This is a genomic window from Lawsonibacter celer (assembly GCF_014281125.1).
GTDB classification, from domain to species: domain Bacteria; phylum Bacillota; class Clostridia; order Oscillospirales; family Oscillospiraceae; genus Lawsonibacter_B; species Lawsonibacter_B celer.
This window is the reverse complement of sequence record NZ_JACOEA010000001.1, coordinates 72,615-85,657: the sequence shown is the minus strand read 5'-3', so window position 1 is coordinate 85,657 and position 13,043 is coordinate 72,615. Positions and strand designations below refer to the sequence as shown.

The 13,043-nt window shown below is 59.8% G+C and carries 12 protein-coding genes; 3 read left to right on the top strand and 9 right to left on the bottom strand.

Going from position 1 to position 13,043, the window contains the following annotated elements:
* Window positions 1-76 precede the first annotated feature (76 nt).
* The 5 genes from H9Q75_RS00385 to H9Q75_RS00365 form a co-directional block, all read right to left on the bottom strand.
* Window positions 77-493: a CD1247 N-terminal domain-containing protein gene (locus H9Q75_RS00385; protein ID WP_186564196.1), complete on the bottom strand. Its 417-nt coding sequence runs from the start codon at window positions 491-493 to the stop codon at window positions 77-79.
* An 86-nt stretch (window positions 494-579) separates the two neighbouring features.
* A complete protein-coding gene (gene efp / locus H9Q75_RS00380) occupies window positions 580-1,149 on the bottom strand; it encodes an elongation factor P (protein ID WP_186564195.1) in 570 nt (189 codons plus the stop codon).
* Window positions 1,150-1,232: 83 nt separating this feature from the next.
* Complete coding sequence (locus H9Q75_RS00375) at window positions 1,233-2,294, bottom strand: M24 family metallopeptidase (RefSeq protein WP_186564194.1); 1,062 nt, start codon at window positions 2,292-2,294, stop codon at window positions 1,233-1,235.
* Window positions 2,295-2,608: 314 nt separating this feature from the next.
* Window positions 2,609-3,457: a TIM barrel protein gene (locus H9Q75_RS00370; RefSeq protein ID WP_186564193.1), complete on the bottom strand. Its 849-nt coding sequence runs from the start codon at window positions 3,455-3,457 to the stop codon at window positions 2,609-2,611.
* Window positions 3,454-3,963 carry a YqeG family HAD IIIA-type phosphatase gene (locus H9Q75_RS00365; RefSeq protein WP_186564192.1) on the bottom strand — a complete coding sequence of 170 codons (510 nt, stop codon included), beginning with the start codon at window positions 3,961-3,963 and terminating at the stop codon, window positions 3,454-3,456. The genes H9Q75_RS00370 and H9Q75_RS00365 overlap by 4 nt, the downstream gene beginning before the upstream one ends.
* Window positions 3,964-4,066: 103 nt before the next feature.
* On the opposite strand from H9Q75_RS00365, the gene H9Q75_RS00360 reads away from it, so the two are divergent.
* The 3 genes from H9Q75_RS00360 to H9Q75_RS00350 all read left to right on the top strand — a co-directional run bounded on the left by H9Q75_RS00360 (window position 4,067) and on the right by H9Q75_RS00350 (window position 8,245).
* Window positions 4,067-4,843: a glycoside hydrolase family 18 protein gene (locus H9Q75_RS00360; RefSeq protein WP_186564191.1), complete on the top strand. Its 777-nt coding sequence runs from the start codon at window positions 4,067-4,069 to the stop codon at window positions 4,841-4,843.
* Between the two features lie 110 nt (window positions 4,844-4,953).
* The gene (locus H9Q75_RS00355) at window positions 4,954-5,583 is read left to right on the top strand and encodes a recombinase family protein (protein ID WP_186564190.1); all 630 of its coding nucleotides are present in this window, start codon (window positions 4,954-4,956) and stop codon (window positions 5,581-5,583) included.
* Window positions 5,584-5,809: 226 nt separating this feature from the next.
* Window positions 5,810-8,245: an S-layer homology domain-containing protein gene (locus H9Q75_RS00350; RefSeq protein ID WP_186564189.1), complete on the top strand. Its 2,436-nt coding sequence runs from the start codon at window positions 5,810-5,812 to the stop codon at window positions 8,243-8,245.
* Between the two features lie 85 nt (window positions 8,246-8,330).
* On the opposite strand, the gene rpsU is transcribed toward H9Q75_RS00350, so the two are convergent.
* From rpsU to H9Q75_RS00330, 4 genes are all read right to left on the bottom strand, one after another.
* Entirely contained in the window at window positions 8,331-8,513 is a 183-nt protein-coding gene (gene rpsU, locus H9Q75_RS00345) for a 30S ribosomal protein S21 (RefSeq protein WP_186564188.1), read from the bottom strand.
* Between the two features lie 121 nt (window positions 8,514-8,634).
* Window positions 8,635-11,067: a leucine--tRNA ligase gene (leuS, locus tag H9Q75_RS00340; protein WP_186564187.1), complete on the bottom strand. Its 2,433-nt coding sequence runs from the start codon at window positions 11,065-11,067 to the stop codon at window positions 8,635-8,637.
* A 158-nt stretch (window positions 11,068-11,225) separates the two neighbouring features.
* Complete coding sequence (locus H9Q75_RS00335) at window positions 11,226-12,533, bottom strand: DUF4179 domain-containing protein (protein WP_186564186.1); 1,308 nt, start codon at window positions 12,531-12,533, stop codon at window positions 11,226-11,228.
* Window positions 12,533-13,036 (bottom strand): RNA polymerase sigma factor, encoded by a 504-nt coding sequence (locus tag H9Q75_RS00330; RefSeq protein WP_186564185.1) that lies wholly within the window; start codon window positions 13,034-13,036, stop codon window positions 12,533-12,535. The genes H9Q75_RS00335 and H9Q75_RS00330 overlap by 1 nt, the downstream gene beginning before the upstream one ends.
* Window positions 13,037-13,043 lie beyond the last annotated feature (7 nt).

The following is a 13,043-nucleotide window of genomic DNA, read 5'->3' as shown; positions in this document are numbered from 1 at the left end:
CCCGCTCCGTCAATGAATGGGCAGAAAAAGCGCCCCGGGAAATCCAGGGCGCTTTTTGTACAATATCAGATCGGTATTACTCCTCGCAGTCGTCACAGCCACCGCAATCGCAGTCGTCGCTCAGATCAATGGCAAATTTCTCCTTGCAGCTGGGGCACTGTACGGAGCCCTCGTCCAGCACGCTCTCATCAATGACCAGAGTTTCCCCACAGTTCGGGCATTCGGTCTCAAAGAAGTCGTCCTCGTCGTAGTCGTCCTCATCCTCGTCCTCGTCATAGACGATCTCTTCCACGTCGGACAGGTCGTCGGAAATGGCGTCAATCTCCTCGCCCAGGGCGGCGGTGTTCTCCTCCAGATCCTCGATGGACAGCCCGACCTCCTCCAGGATACCGATGATCACGGAGATGAGCTTGCCCTCCTTGGACTTCTCGGTGTCAATCGCCAGGCCCTCGGCCAGCCCCTTCAGGTACGCGACCTTCTCAGAAATAGTCATTTGTTTTCTCCTTTTTACACGGCCTCGAAGGGCCTGTTCAAAATGGTACGCTCCCACATGGCAGGCGGCGCGCCCGCCCCAGGCACTCAGCCCTTGCAGCGCTCCAGATACTCGCCGGTGCGGGTGTCGATCTTGATCTTGTCGCCGGGGTTGATAAACAGGGGCACCTTGATCTCCGTGCCGGTCTCCAAGGTGGCGGGCTTGGTCACATTGGTGGCGGTGTCGCCCTTAAAGCCGGGATCGGTCTCTGTGACCTCCAGCTCCACAAAGGTGGGGGGCTCCACAGCAAAAATCTTGCCCTTGTAGGAGTTGATCTTACAGGGCATATTCTCCTTCACAAAGCGGAAATTGTCGCCCAGGGTCTCCTTGCCGATGGGAATCAGATCATAGGTCTCGGAATCCATGAAGTAGTATAGATCGCCGTCGTTGTAGCTGTACTCCATATCCTTACGATCCACGTAGGCCTGCTCAAACTTGGCGGTGGGGTTGAACGAGGTCTCAGTGACCCCTCCGGTGATTACGTTCTTCATCTTGGTGCGTACGAAGGCCGCGCCCTTGCCGGGCTTTACATGCTGGAACTCCACCACCTGCATGACCTGACCGTCCATCTCAAAGGTGACGCCGTTCCGAAAATCGCTGGCAGTAATCGTAGCCATATTCATTCATCCTCCAAAACAAGGTTTTTCATGATTTAAGCTGTATAATTGTACCTTATTCTTCCTCTGTTTGCAAGGGTTTTTCACAGAATAATCAGTTCTTTGGGCGATTTCGTGATATCTTCACAGCCGTTCTCGCCCAAAACCACCACATCTTCGATGCGCACACCAAATCGCCCTGGGAGATAGATACCGGGCTCGGCGGAGAGGACCGCGCCCGCGCCGATCGCCTTCCGGCAGGAGGGGGCAAAGCGCGGATCCTCGTGGATCTCAATGCCCAGACTGTGGCCGAAGCCGTGGCCGAAGTAAGCCCCATAGCCGGCATCGGCAATGACCCTGCGGCCCGCCTCGTGGACGTCCGCCCCGATCACCCCCGCCCTGGCCAGCGCGATGCCGGCCAGCTGCGCCTCCAGCACCACGGCATAGACCCGCTTCATTTCCTCGTCCGGCTGACCCAGGGCCACGGTGCGGGTCATGTCCGAGCAGTAGCCGCCGAACTTACAGCCGAAATCCATGGTGATGAACTCGCCCTTTTTCACCTGCTTCTCCCCCGGGATGGCGTGGGGCATGCTGCCGTTGGGTCCGGAGGCGACAATGGGGTCAAAGCTCATCTTTTCCGCGCCGAAGCGGAGCATATCATACTCCAGCCGGGCGGCAATCTCCCTTTCCGTCATGCCCGGCCGAATAAAGCCCAGGATCTCGTCAAAGGCCCGCTCCGCAATCCGCTGGGCATGAACCATGCGCGCGATCTCCTCCCCGTCCTTATAGGTCCGCAGGCCGTCCACCAGGGCGTTGGCAGGCACGAACTCGGCCTTCACGGCCTGCGTCCAGGCGTTATACTCCTTCACGGACAAATAGCCGTCCTCAAAGCCCAGCTTCTTCACGCCGTGGCGCTCTACCAACTCCTGAACCTCCGCCTTGTAGCTGCGGCTTGTGGGCATGGAGATGGCGCAGTCGGTCACCTGCTTTTCACAGGCCTCAATGTAGCGGGAATCGGTAAAATAATAGTTACCCTCCCGGGTCACAAGGGCCACGCCCTCTCCGTGAAAGCCAATGGCGTAAAACTCCCCCGGCTCGCTGGTAATCAGCATGGCGTCCAGGCCATAGGCACCCAGCTGGGATGCGATCTGTTTGAGATGATTCATTCCCGTTCAGCTCCTTTGTTCCATATAAATGATAACCGGCGGCTCATGTGACTCATCTGCTCCGCAGAACCCCGGCGAACGCGCACGGCTCTCAGGTCAGACAGCTCTGGTACATTTTCTTCATGGTCAACGCGTCCTCTGCCTGGGTACCCGCGTTTGCCCCGGCGAGCCGCTACTCGCTGGGGACCCCGTTTTTTGATCTGCTCGGGCGAAGTGAATTCGCCCGGCATCAAGGCTTTCCGGAGGAAAACCTTATACGGCACAAAGCGCCGCCCCATCTGCGATGGGGCCCCTGCGAAAGCACCCGGGCGGGCTCATGTCAGACAGCTCTGGTACATTCTTTTCATGGTCAACGCGTCCTCCGCCTGGGTACCTGCGCTTTCGCAGATAAAGGTGGGGCTCCAGCCCCGGCGCGCCACCGCGGCCATGAGCGGGGCAGGGTCGGGGCCAAAGTCGGTCTGGTCAAAGGTCAGGTGCATCTTTTCTCCGCCGTTGGGCGTGAAAGCAATTTTGGAAAAATGGCTGTGGAAGCAAGCAGCCCGGTGCGCACCCAAGACCTCCTCCACCCGGTCCAGCATCCGCTCACAGGCCTCCTCTCCCTCCAGCGCCCCCAGGGATCGCGCATAGAGGTGTCCGAAATCAATGGCGGGCACCAGGCGCTCATCCAGCGTGCACAGCTCCAGGACCTCGTCCAGATCACCCAGCTGATTGATTTTTCCCATGGTCTCCGGGCACAGGGCGATATGCCCAAAGCCCTCCTCGTCACAGGCGGACAGGACCTGCCTGAGCGCGGGCAGCGCGGTATCCAGAGCCTCCCGCCTGGTGCGCTTCATCAGCGCGCCGGAGTGGATGACCACCCGGGCGGCCCCCATCCAATCCGCTGCCCTGCAGGCGGCCAGGATATAGCCGGTGGCCTTTTGCAGGCTGTCCGGATCGGGATTGGCCAGATTGATGAAATAGGGGGCGTGAAGGGAGAGGGAAATCCCCGCCTCCCGCGCCGCCGCGCCCACGCTCCGGGCGGTCGCCTCGCCCACATTGACCCCTTTGCCGCACTGATACTCATAGCAGTCCAGGCCTAGCGCCCCCAGCCAGCGGGGGGCGTCCACAGAGGATTTATAGGGAAAGGAATCGGCGTTGCCCGCCGGTCCGAACTGTGCGCTCATAACGCCCTCCTCCTTCGTTTGGCCAGGACGCGGAAGGGCCATTCCACCGCGTAGCGCAGGTAGCGGCCCGGATTGCCCGCCAATCGGATGGGCTCCACCAGCAGGGTGGTCACGCCCGCGTTGTTCCCGCCTAAAATATCGGTAAAGATCTGGTCGCCTACTATAGCGGTCTGCGCCTGAGTACAGCCCATCTGCTCCATCGCCCGCACAAAAGAGGGGCGCTTGGGCTTCCCCGCGTGGCCGATAAAAGGGACCCCCAAAGCCTTGGAAAACCGGCCGGACCGCTGGGGGTGGCGGTTGTTGGACAGGATGAACAGCGTCACGCCGTGCCGCTTCAGCTTTGCCTCCCAGTCCCGTACCCGCTCGTCCGGTTCCGGCACTCCGTAAGGCGCCAGGGTGTTGTCCAAATCGGCCAGGAGCAGCCGAATACCGCAGCCGGACAGGGCCGCGGGATCAATCTCAAAAATGCTGCCGCCCACCCAATCGGCCAGCAGAGAAAATGACATGGTCTCACCTCTTCATATTATCCGCCCGCAGCGCATAGATATCCTTATCGAGTTTTGATTATACACGCTTCTCAAAAACTGGACAAGGGGGTAGTTTTTTTATATGTCACCGAAAATTGATCTGATCCTCACCGCGCCGCCGGCAGATTCCCGCGCGGCTCTGCGCTTTGGTCTGCCCGTAGCCCATATGGCCTATCGCGCGGGGGGCGGCCCGCATCTGTTCCGGGCCAATATACCGGTCTCCATCCGGGGCGGCCTGATGGCGATGGACAGCGTCGGTTTCGACGGGCGGGGCGAGGCCGACGGGTTTTGCAGCGAAGTCATGCGTGAGTGTTCCGCGCGTGGATTTGACGGCATCGTATGTGACTTTGAGGGGCGCAGCATCCCGCTGCTGGGAAACATCGTCCGCACACTGGGAGAGCTGACCGCACGGCGGGGCTGGCCGCTCTACGTGCCGGAGGCCTATGCGCCGTTTTCGGACAAGACCCGGATTCTGATCTCCTCTGCCCTGTCCGGGGGATCCCTGCGCCAGCGGCTGGAAGACGCGGCCGGGCAATATGGCGCTGACCGGATTGCCCTAGCCGTGGAGCGGGTGGCAGAGGATTTCTTTCTCCCCTCCCCCACCGGCCAGGGGATGCCCCTCACCCGGGAGGAGCTGAAGCAGCGCATGGAGGAGCGCTCCCCCTCGGTCTTTTTCTCCAATGAGCTGTGCGCCCATTACTTTACTTATATGTCCAAACAAAACGGAGCACACTTCGTCCTCTTCGACGACGCCGGCTCTATCCGAAAAAAGCTGCAGATCGCCCGAAGCGTGGGCGTCAGCCATGCGCTGCTGGCCTATCCTCAGGTTGACGACCTGCTGACCGATATTTTAGCCTGAAGAGGCTCCCCTCTGTTTGCGCCCGGACGCCGCATGCGTCCGGGCTCTTTCTTATGCAATAATTGAGTCCGGAGCGCAGAAACTAAACCGATCAAACGGAGGTGTTTATCTTGCATCAAGTTTACGGCTATATCCGGGTATCCAGCACCGATCAAAATGAGGACCGGCAGCGAATCGCCCTCGTGGAAAGGCAGGTGCCGCAATCACACATCTATTTGGATAAGCAATCAGGTAAAGACTTCAACCGCCCTCAATACAAACAGCTGCTTCAAATCCTTCGGCCCGGCGATCTGCTCTACGTGCTGAGCATCGACCGACTCGGCCGTAATTATGAGGAGATTCAAAATCAATGGCGCGTGCTCACCAAGGCAATCGGCGCAGACGTATGCGTGCTCGATATGCCGCTGCTGGACACCCGCCAGGGCAGGGATCTCATGGGAACCTTTATTGCAGACTTGGTGCTGCAGATCCTTTCCTTTGTCGCGCAGAATGAACGGGAGAGCATCAAAAAACGGCAGGAACAGGGGATTGCCGCGGCAAAGGCGCGCGGTGTCTGCTTCGGCCGCCCCTGTGTGCCTCCGCCAGCAGACTTTCCTCAGATTGTGGCGGAATGGGAACGTAAACAGATCCCGCTTTCAGAAGCGCTGCGCCGCAGCGGCCTGCATGAGACCACCTTTTACCGCCGCCTGCGGGAGTACCGAATCCTGCAGAGCGGCAAAAAAGAAACACCGCTGTCATAAGGTGTACTTTATGACAGCCGCGCTTTACTACATAAAAATACCACAAAGTGTGCCGTTGCGCAACGGTCTCCTATGATTTTTGCCTGTTTCCCTCTGTATTTTTCGTTCTCCGGCTTCAGCTCAATATTTGTCATAAAGTACACCTTTTTACAAAAACATTGGAGGTGAAGCAATTATTTAGGTGCTAATACAGCCGCCCTAATCATATACAGGAGGACGAAAACAGATGAAAAAGCGGCTATTCTCATGGTTTTTGCTGATAATTTTGGTTTTAGCGATGCTGCCTGTATCAGCACTGGCAGCCAGCTGGAATCCCACGGACGAAATCACCATCACGGTGGACGTCTTTGACATCAGCGCAAACCAGCTCCATCGCGGCGTAGGCACAGACACCGTGACCAAGGGCGACGAAAAGATTCAATCCGACAACTATCAGATTCCTGCGCTTTCCAAGTTTACAAGCCAGCCCTACGGCCGGGTCCAGCAGGTCACCGGCAATTGGTACGGTGTGTACAGCAGCTGCAATGTGGGGACCAACGTGGTCTTTTCCTGCAACAGCAGCGTGGCCCGCATCACCTATTGGGTAAGCTATTTTGGTTCCGGCGGCAGCGGTGGTGGTAACTCTGGCAGCGGGAGCGGGGACATCGGCTCCGGCGGGAGCTACCGCTGGACACAAAAGCTGGTTTACCACTCCAATTATCCCGATGGCACGGACTACACGCAGACCTTTACATATCAGATCCAATCCTATTCCAAGCTCTACGCCTATTTCTCACTGAAAAGCCTGGCGGACTTGGGCTTCACCACGCCCAGCGGGTATACCTACGCCGGCTGGTATACTGCCGCTGTGGGCGGCGGAAAGACCAGCCAGGTACAGTTTAACCATGACAACCACTCCGATCTCCATGTCTATGCCCACTGGGACGGGGCGCCTGTGGACCCGGCCTCGTACTATGTAATCACCTATATGGACGGCTCGGACAAGGTCGGCGAGAACACCGTGGTGGCCGGCGAATCCACCACGACCATGAGCGCCCTGGTCAAGGACGGCTTGAATTTCCTGGGCTGGTCCAAAACCAATGGCGGCACCGCAGACTATCAGGCAGATCAGAGCTTTACCCCCACCGACAATCTGACTGTGTACGCCGTTTGGGAGGACGTTTCCGCCGGGAAGCCGGACGCCCCCTCCGGCGCTCTGGCCGGTAGCTTTGTCACGGTGGACTGCGTCAACACATCCGCCGGTCACGCAGACAAGACCTATGGACTGCTGGAGGGCAGCTACACCCCCGGCGCAGTGGCGGGCAGCAGTACAGACGGCTATGCCTGTCAGATCACGGTACAACCGGACGTCTATGTCGCCCAGTACAGCAGGGACCTCAGCAGGGCCCACACCCTGAATCCCGATACACAATCCGCCCAGACACTGGCACTGCGCTACGAAGGCGGCACCTGGACGGTGGACTCCCCCATCACCTTCACTGTGATCTGCGACGCCCAGGTGCCATCCTCTGCGGAGGTCATATTCCAAGTGGTAAACGGCACATGGTCCGATGACACCAATACCCCTAAGACCGTCGCCGTCCCTCTCACCGGAGGCAAGGGGACCCTGGACAACGCCGATGTTCCGACCGGTATGAAGGCCGGCAGCGGCTATACCGGCGGTGCCTGGGACATCACGCCCAACACCGCGGCAGGCGGCATTACCGCCGACGTCACCTATACCTATTCCTTTACTGCAGACTCCGGGAGCGGCGGCAGCACCACCACTTATTATACGCTGACCTACGAATCCAACGGTGGCGCAAAATACGTCAGTGAGCGCTACCGTTCAGGCACCACGGTGACTCTGGAGAAAACTCCTGTGCGGGAGGGCTATGCCTTTACAGGCTGGTATTCCGATCAGGGGCTGACGCAGCGCATCACCCAGGTGAAGATGACGGGAAATAAAACCGTTTACGCAGGCTGGAGAGCCTCCCCCATTCCCAGCATGCTCAACGGCGACGACCATTTTGCCTATATCATCGGCTTCCCGGACGGCACCGTCCGTCCCCTGGACAAGATCAGCCGTTCCGAAGTAGCGGCTATTTTCTTCCGCCTTCTAAACAGCGATGTACGGGAGCAGAACTTCACCGCTGCCAGCTCCTTTACCGACGTGCAGCCCGGCGACTGGTACAACGCTCCGGTTGCCACCATGGCCGCACTGGGCGTAATCAGAGGCCGCTCCGCAGAGGACTTTGACCCCAACGCCTCCATCACGCGGGCGGAATTTGCCGCCATCTGCGCCCGGTTTGACGTTAATCTGATGGCCAGCGAGAGCAGCTTCACCGATATCAGCGGCCACTGGGCGGAGGCGGAAATACGCAAGGCGGCCGCCCAAGGCTGGGTTATGGGCTATCCGGACGGCACATTCCGCCCGGACCATCTGATCACCCGGGCCGAGGCCATGACTATGATCAATCGTGTCCTTTGCCGCATTCCGGAGGAAACCGGCGACTTGCTCAGTGGCATGAACAAGTGGCCGGACAACGCGGATCCGGACGCCTGGTATTATCTGGCTGTGCAGGAGGCCACCAACAGCCACGATTTTAACTCCAAGGGTGAAATCTATGAGCACTGGACCAAGCTGACCGACGTCCCCGACTGGGCCAGTTACGAGCACTGAGCCGCCTGTGGGTCGGGGCTGTGGTCCGACCCACAGGCAGGAAAAACAAAAACCCCGCGCCGAAACGGCGCGGGGTTTGCGTTACTTAATAAAACTTTTTGCGGTTTTTACGAGCGGCCTCAGACTTCTTGCGGCGCTTCACACTCGGGCTCTCATAGTGCTCACGCTTACGAACCTCGGCCAGGACGCCCGACTTTGCGCAGCTTCTCTTAAAACGCTTGAGCGCGTTCTCCAAGGACTCGCCGTCCTTCACATGGACTTCCGACATTGACTTCCCCTCCCTCCGAAGCGGCGGATCACCACCGCCAAAGGGCCACATAGATATGGCTTTAACAGTATTATTATATGCACAATTTAAAGCCTTGTCAAGAGAACATTTTGATTCCAGATTATTTCTTGGGCTTTACGATCAAATTGACCAATTTATTTTTAACCAGAATCACCTTGAAAATCTCCATGCCCTCCGTAAACTTCTGAACCTTAGGGTCCTTCATGGCCTCGGCCACCACTTCCGTCTGCTCGCTGTCCAGGGGCACGGTGATGGTGGCGCGCAGCTTGCCGCCGATCTGGACCGCCATTTGCACCTCGGCGTCGATGGTCTTGCTCTCGTCATAGGCGGGCCAGGCCTGCTGACAGGCCATGCCGCCCTTTGAACCCGCAAAGCCCAGGCGCTCCCACAGCTCCTCCACCATGTGGGGGGCGAAGGGGGAGAGCATCAGCAGCAGCGCCTCATAGTCGCCCCGGGAGCAGCCGTTGGTGTAGAAGTCGTTGACCAGAGCCATCAGCGCCGCGATGGCGGTATTGAACTTCATGGCCTCAATGTCAGAGGACACCTTTTTGATGGCCTTGTGGACCGCGCTCTCATTGGCTGGGGAGCACGCCTCTCCCTCCGTGAGCTGCCCGGAGAGGTTCCACACCCGGTCCAGGAACCGCTTGCAGCCCTTGACCGCGTTATCGCTCCAGGCAGCGGCCTTCTCAAAGTCGCCGATAAACATGATATATAGGCGCATGGTATCCGCCCCGTACTGGGCCACCACGTCGTTGGGGTTGATGACATTGCCCCTGGATTTGCTCATCTTTTCCCCGCCCTCGCCCAGGATCATGCCGTGGGAAGTACGCTTCTGATAGGGCTCCTTGGTGGGGACCACACCGATGTCGTAGAGGAACTTGTGCCAGAAGCGGCTGTAGAGCAGGTGCAGGGTGGTGTGCTCCATACCGCCGTTGTACCAGTCCACCGGGGACCAGTAGTCCAACGCTTCCCTGGAGGCCAGTGCCTTGTCGTTGTGGGGGTCCATATAGCGCAGGAAATACCAGGACGAGCCCGCCCACTGGGGCATGGTGTCGGTCTCCCGCCGGGCCGGGCCGCCGCAGCAGGGGCAGGTGGTATTCACCCAATCGGTCATCTTAGAGATGGGGGACTCTCCGTCGTCCGTGGGCTCATAGGAGTCCACCTCGGGCAGCAACAGGGGCAGCTGATCCTCGCTCAAAGGCTGCCAGCCGCACTTGTCACACCAGATCATGGGGATGGGCTCGCCCCAATAGCGCTGGCGGGAGAACACCCAGTCCCGCAGCTTATAGTTGATCTTCTCATGGCCCAGGCCCTGCTCGGCGAGCCATTTCTTCATGGCGGGAATGGCCTGCTTCACCGTCAGGCCGTTCAGGAAACCAGAGTTGACCATAATGCCCGTATCGTCCTTGAGGGTAAAAGCCTCTTCCTCCACGTTTCCGCCCTGGACCACTTCCACAATGGGCAGGCCGAACTTCTTGGCAAAGGCCCAGTCGCGGGTATCGTGGGCGGGCACGGCCATGATGGCGCCCGTGCCGTAGGAGGAGAGCACATAGTCCGAGATAAAGATGGGGATTTCCTTCCCATTGACCGGATTGACCGCCCGCACGCCCTGGAGCATGACGCCGGTCTTTTCCTTGTCTGCGGCCAGCTCGGTGCGCTCAAAATCGCTCTTGCGGGCCGCAGCGGCCACATAGTCCTCCACCTCGGCCAGATTGGCCAGACGGTCCGCCCACTGCTTGACATAAGCGTGCTCCGGCGAGATGACCATATAAGTGGCGCCGAACAGGGTGTCCGGCCGGGTGGTGAATACCACAATGTCGTCCCCGGTGGTGGCCTTGAAGGTGACCTCCGCGCCGGTGGAGCGGCCGATCCAGTTCTTCTGCTGGGTCTTGACCCGTTCGATGAAGTCCAGGCCGTCCAGATCGTCGATGAGCCGCTGGGCATACTCGGTGATCTTGAGCATCCACTGGCTCTTCTCCTTGCGGATGACCGGAGAGCCGCAGCGCTCGCACACGCCCTCCACCACTTCCTCATTGGCCAGCACGCACTTGCAGGAGGTGCACCAGTTCACGGGCATGGTGGTCTTATAGGCCAGGCCGTGCTTGTAGAGCTGGAGGAAGATCCACTGGGTCCACTTGTAGTAGCCGGGGTCGGTGGTGTTGATCACCCGATCCCAGTCGAAGGAGTAACCCAGCATCTGCAGCTGCTTGGTGAAGTTGGCGATGTTGTCGTGGGTCACCTTGGCCGGATGGATGTGGTTTTTAATGGCGTAATTCTCCGTGGGCAGACCGAAGGCGTCGTAGCCCATGGGGAAGAGCACATTGTAGCCGTCCATGCGGCGCTTGCGGGCCACCACATCCATGGCGGTGTAGGGCCGGGCATGGCCCACGTGGAGCCCCTGTCCGGAGGGATAGGGGAACTCCACCAGAGCATAGAATTTTGGCTTGTCACTGTGGTTTTCGCAGTGGAAGGTCTTCTCCTCCATCCACTTTTTCTGCCACTTGGGCTCAATGGCTGCGAAATCGTACTTCATTAACTGCACTTCCTCGTAAGTTCATACACGGCCGGAGCTCCCGCCGTCAATCTTGCAAATTCCGTAATATTATATATGAAATCTCCTGAAATTGCAACGGCTGGAGGGAAAGTTGTGTAAAAAGGCTCCGTTCAAACGAACGGAGCCTTTTCTCTTCCTTATTCGGTCAGGGGGATGGTCACCGCCTGGTCCTCCAGAAGCATGCAGTTGGGCTGCCAAAAGGACACACCGGCGATCTGAGCCACTTGATCTGCCCCCGCCTCGGGGTAGGAGAGAGTTACGGTCCACAGGCCGGTGTCCACCTCCCGGGTCCGCTCCAGATACGTTCTCCCCAGATCGGCCAGCTCCCCCTCCCTGTCCAGGAGGTTAAATTCAGGGTTGTAAACATCACTCTCCCCCAAGATCCCGGAGGACTGGAAGGTGGCCGTCGACTGGGTGGGCCCCACCTCCAGTGAGAGGAGGGTGTAGCCGTTGTCCGCCCCCTCATCGGTGAGAGGCAGGTCATCCAAACCCCCGCTTACCCGGTGGCTCTCCCCGTCCGCTATCCAAGGGATGAGGGTAATGGACTCCATGTCGGTCCGCCCGCCGTAGAACTCAATAAAGTTGGAGATGGGCAGAATGGGGCGGGATACCGTGCCATACCGCTTTGTGGGCAGAACGTTGCCTTGGTCATCCCGCAGAACAAAATGCTCCAGAGGCGGGCAGTCCCCCGCCTCGGTGAGGACGATCCCCCCGCCGGAGGGGGCCACCACCACCTTATCCACGATGACCTTCCGGCCCTCCGCCGAGATGACGGTCTTGGGCTCGGCTACCAGGCTCTTGGCCGCTGGCTCGCTCTTGTCCACCGTCAGGGCCAGGCTCCAGTCGCCGGTCACCCGCCAGAACAACTCCTGGGAATAGATCTCCAGCTCCACCTGGTCGGGGAGGGCGGCCAGCACCGGGCACCGCTGGACCACCCGTAGGGTGTGCTCATCCTCCAGCTGAGTCACCAAATCGTAGTCCCAGAATTCCAGCTCTTCCCCCTCAGCCCTAAGGTCCAGGGCGAGGAGCTGGGGATCCCCGTCCTGCACAGGGATGGGCGCCTCGCCGGTAACGGTGTAGTACAGGGTGAGAAAGGCGTCGTCCACCCCAATGCCCTCTACCTTCAGGGTATAGCCCTTGTCGGTGACCGAAGCGCCCACTTCCGCCGAAAAGGGCTGGGGCTCCACCTGCCGGGCGAGGTTGTGGAAGCCCTCCACCCCCTGCTCTGCCAGCCGCACAAGTTTGGGGCCCGCAGCCACCCCGGCCACACAGAGGGCCGCCGCCGCAGCGGCGGCAATCAGGCCCCGGTACAGACGGCGGGGTCGGACCCGCTTCTGCTCAGGCAGGGCCGCCAGCCGGGCCTGAAGCCGGCGGTCAAAGCCCTCCGGAACCGGACAGTCCTCCCTGCGGGCCCGCTCCCTGATTTTTTCATCCAATGGATTCATCACGTTTCCTCCTCACGCAGTAAGCGTCGCAGATGCTCCCTGGCCCGGGAGAGCCGGGACTTTACGGTGCCCCTTGGCACCGCCAGGAGAGAGGCGATCTGTTCCTCGGTCATGTCCTCGTAATAGAAGAGCACCACCACCGCCCTCTGGTCCCGGGGCAGCCGAGTCAACGCCGTCCAGAGGTCACAGCGGGCGTCCAGATTGGGGAAAGGCGCCGGCGCCTCCAGCTGATCCGTGCAGTCCACCCGGCCGGTCTTTCGCCGCTGCTCATAGGCGCAGTTGACCGCAATCTTCAGCAGCCAGGCGCGGACCGCTCCCCGGGCCCGCAGGCGGTCCCAGGACTGCCAGGCCCGCAGGACAGCCTCGCCCACCGCGTCCTCCGCGTCGGCGTCGCTGTCCAAAACGGCCCGAGCGGCCCGAAACATGGCGCGGCTGTTCTCCTCCACCGCCTGAATGAACCTCTCCCGCGGTCCGCTGGCCTCCAGGCCAACGCTGATCTCCATACATCTC

Coding starts and splice junctions, on each gene's coding strand:
- H9Q75_RS00385 (WP_186564196.1), bottom strand. CDS start 493: ATGACTATTTCTGAGAAGGTCGCGTACCTGAAGGGGCTGGCCGAGGGC.
- efp (WP_186564195.1), bottom strand. CDS start 1,149: ATGGCTACGATTACTGCCAGCGATTTTCGGAACGGCGTCACCTTTGAG.
- H9Q75_RS00375 (WP_186564194.1), bottom strand. CDS start 2,294: ATGAATCATCTCAAACAGATCGCATCCCAGCTGGGTGCCTATGGCCTG.
- H9Q75_RS00370 (WP_186564193.1), bottom strand. CDS start 3,457: ATGAGCGCACAGTTCGGACCGGCGGGCAACGCCGATTCCTTTCCCTAT.
- H9Q75_RS00365 (WP_186564192.1), bottom strand. CDS start 3,963: ATGTCATTTTCTCTGCTGGCCGATTGGGTGGGCGGCAGCATTTTTGAG.
- H9Q75_RS00360 (WP_186564191.1), top strand. CDS start 4,067: ATGTCACCGAAAATTGATCTGATCCTCACCGCGCCGCCGGCAGATTCC.
- H9Q75_RS00350 (WP_186564189.1), top strand. CDS start 5,810: ATGAAAAAGCGGCTATTCTCATGGTTTTTGCTGATAATTTTGGTTTTA.
- rpsU (WP_186564188.1), bottom strand. CDS start 8,513: ATGTCGGAAGTCCATGTGAAGGACGGCGAGTCCTTGGAGAACGCGCTC.
- leuS (WP_186564187.1), bottom strand. CDS start 11,067: ATGAAGTACGATTTCGCAGCCATTGAGCCCAAGTGGCAGAAAAAGTGG.
- H9Q75_RS00335 (WP_186564186.1), bottom strand. CDS start 12,533: ATGAATCCATTGGATGAAAAAATCAGGGAGCGGGCCCGCAGGGAGGAC.
- H9Q75_RS00330 (WP_186564185.1), bottom strand. CDS start 13,036: ATGGAGATCAGCGTTGGCCTGGAGGCCAGCGGACCGCGGGAGAGGTTC.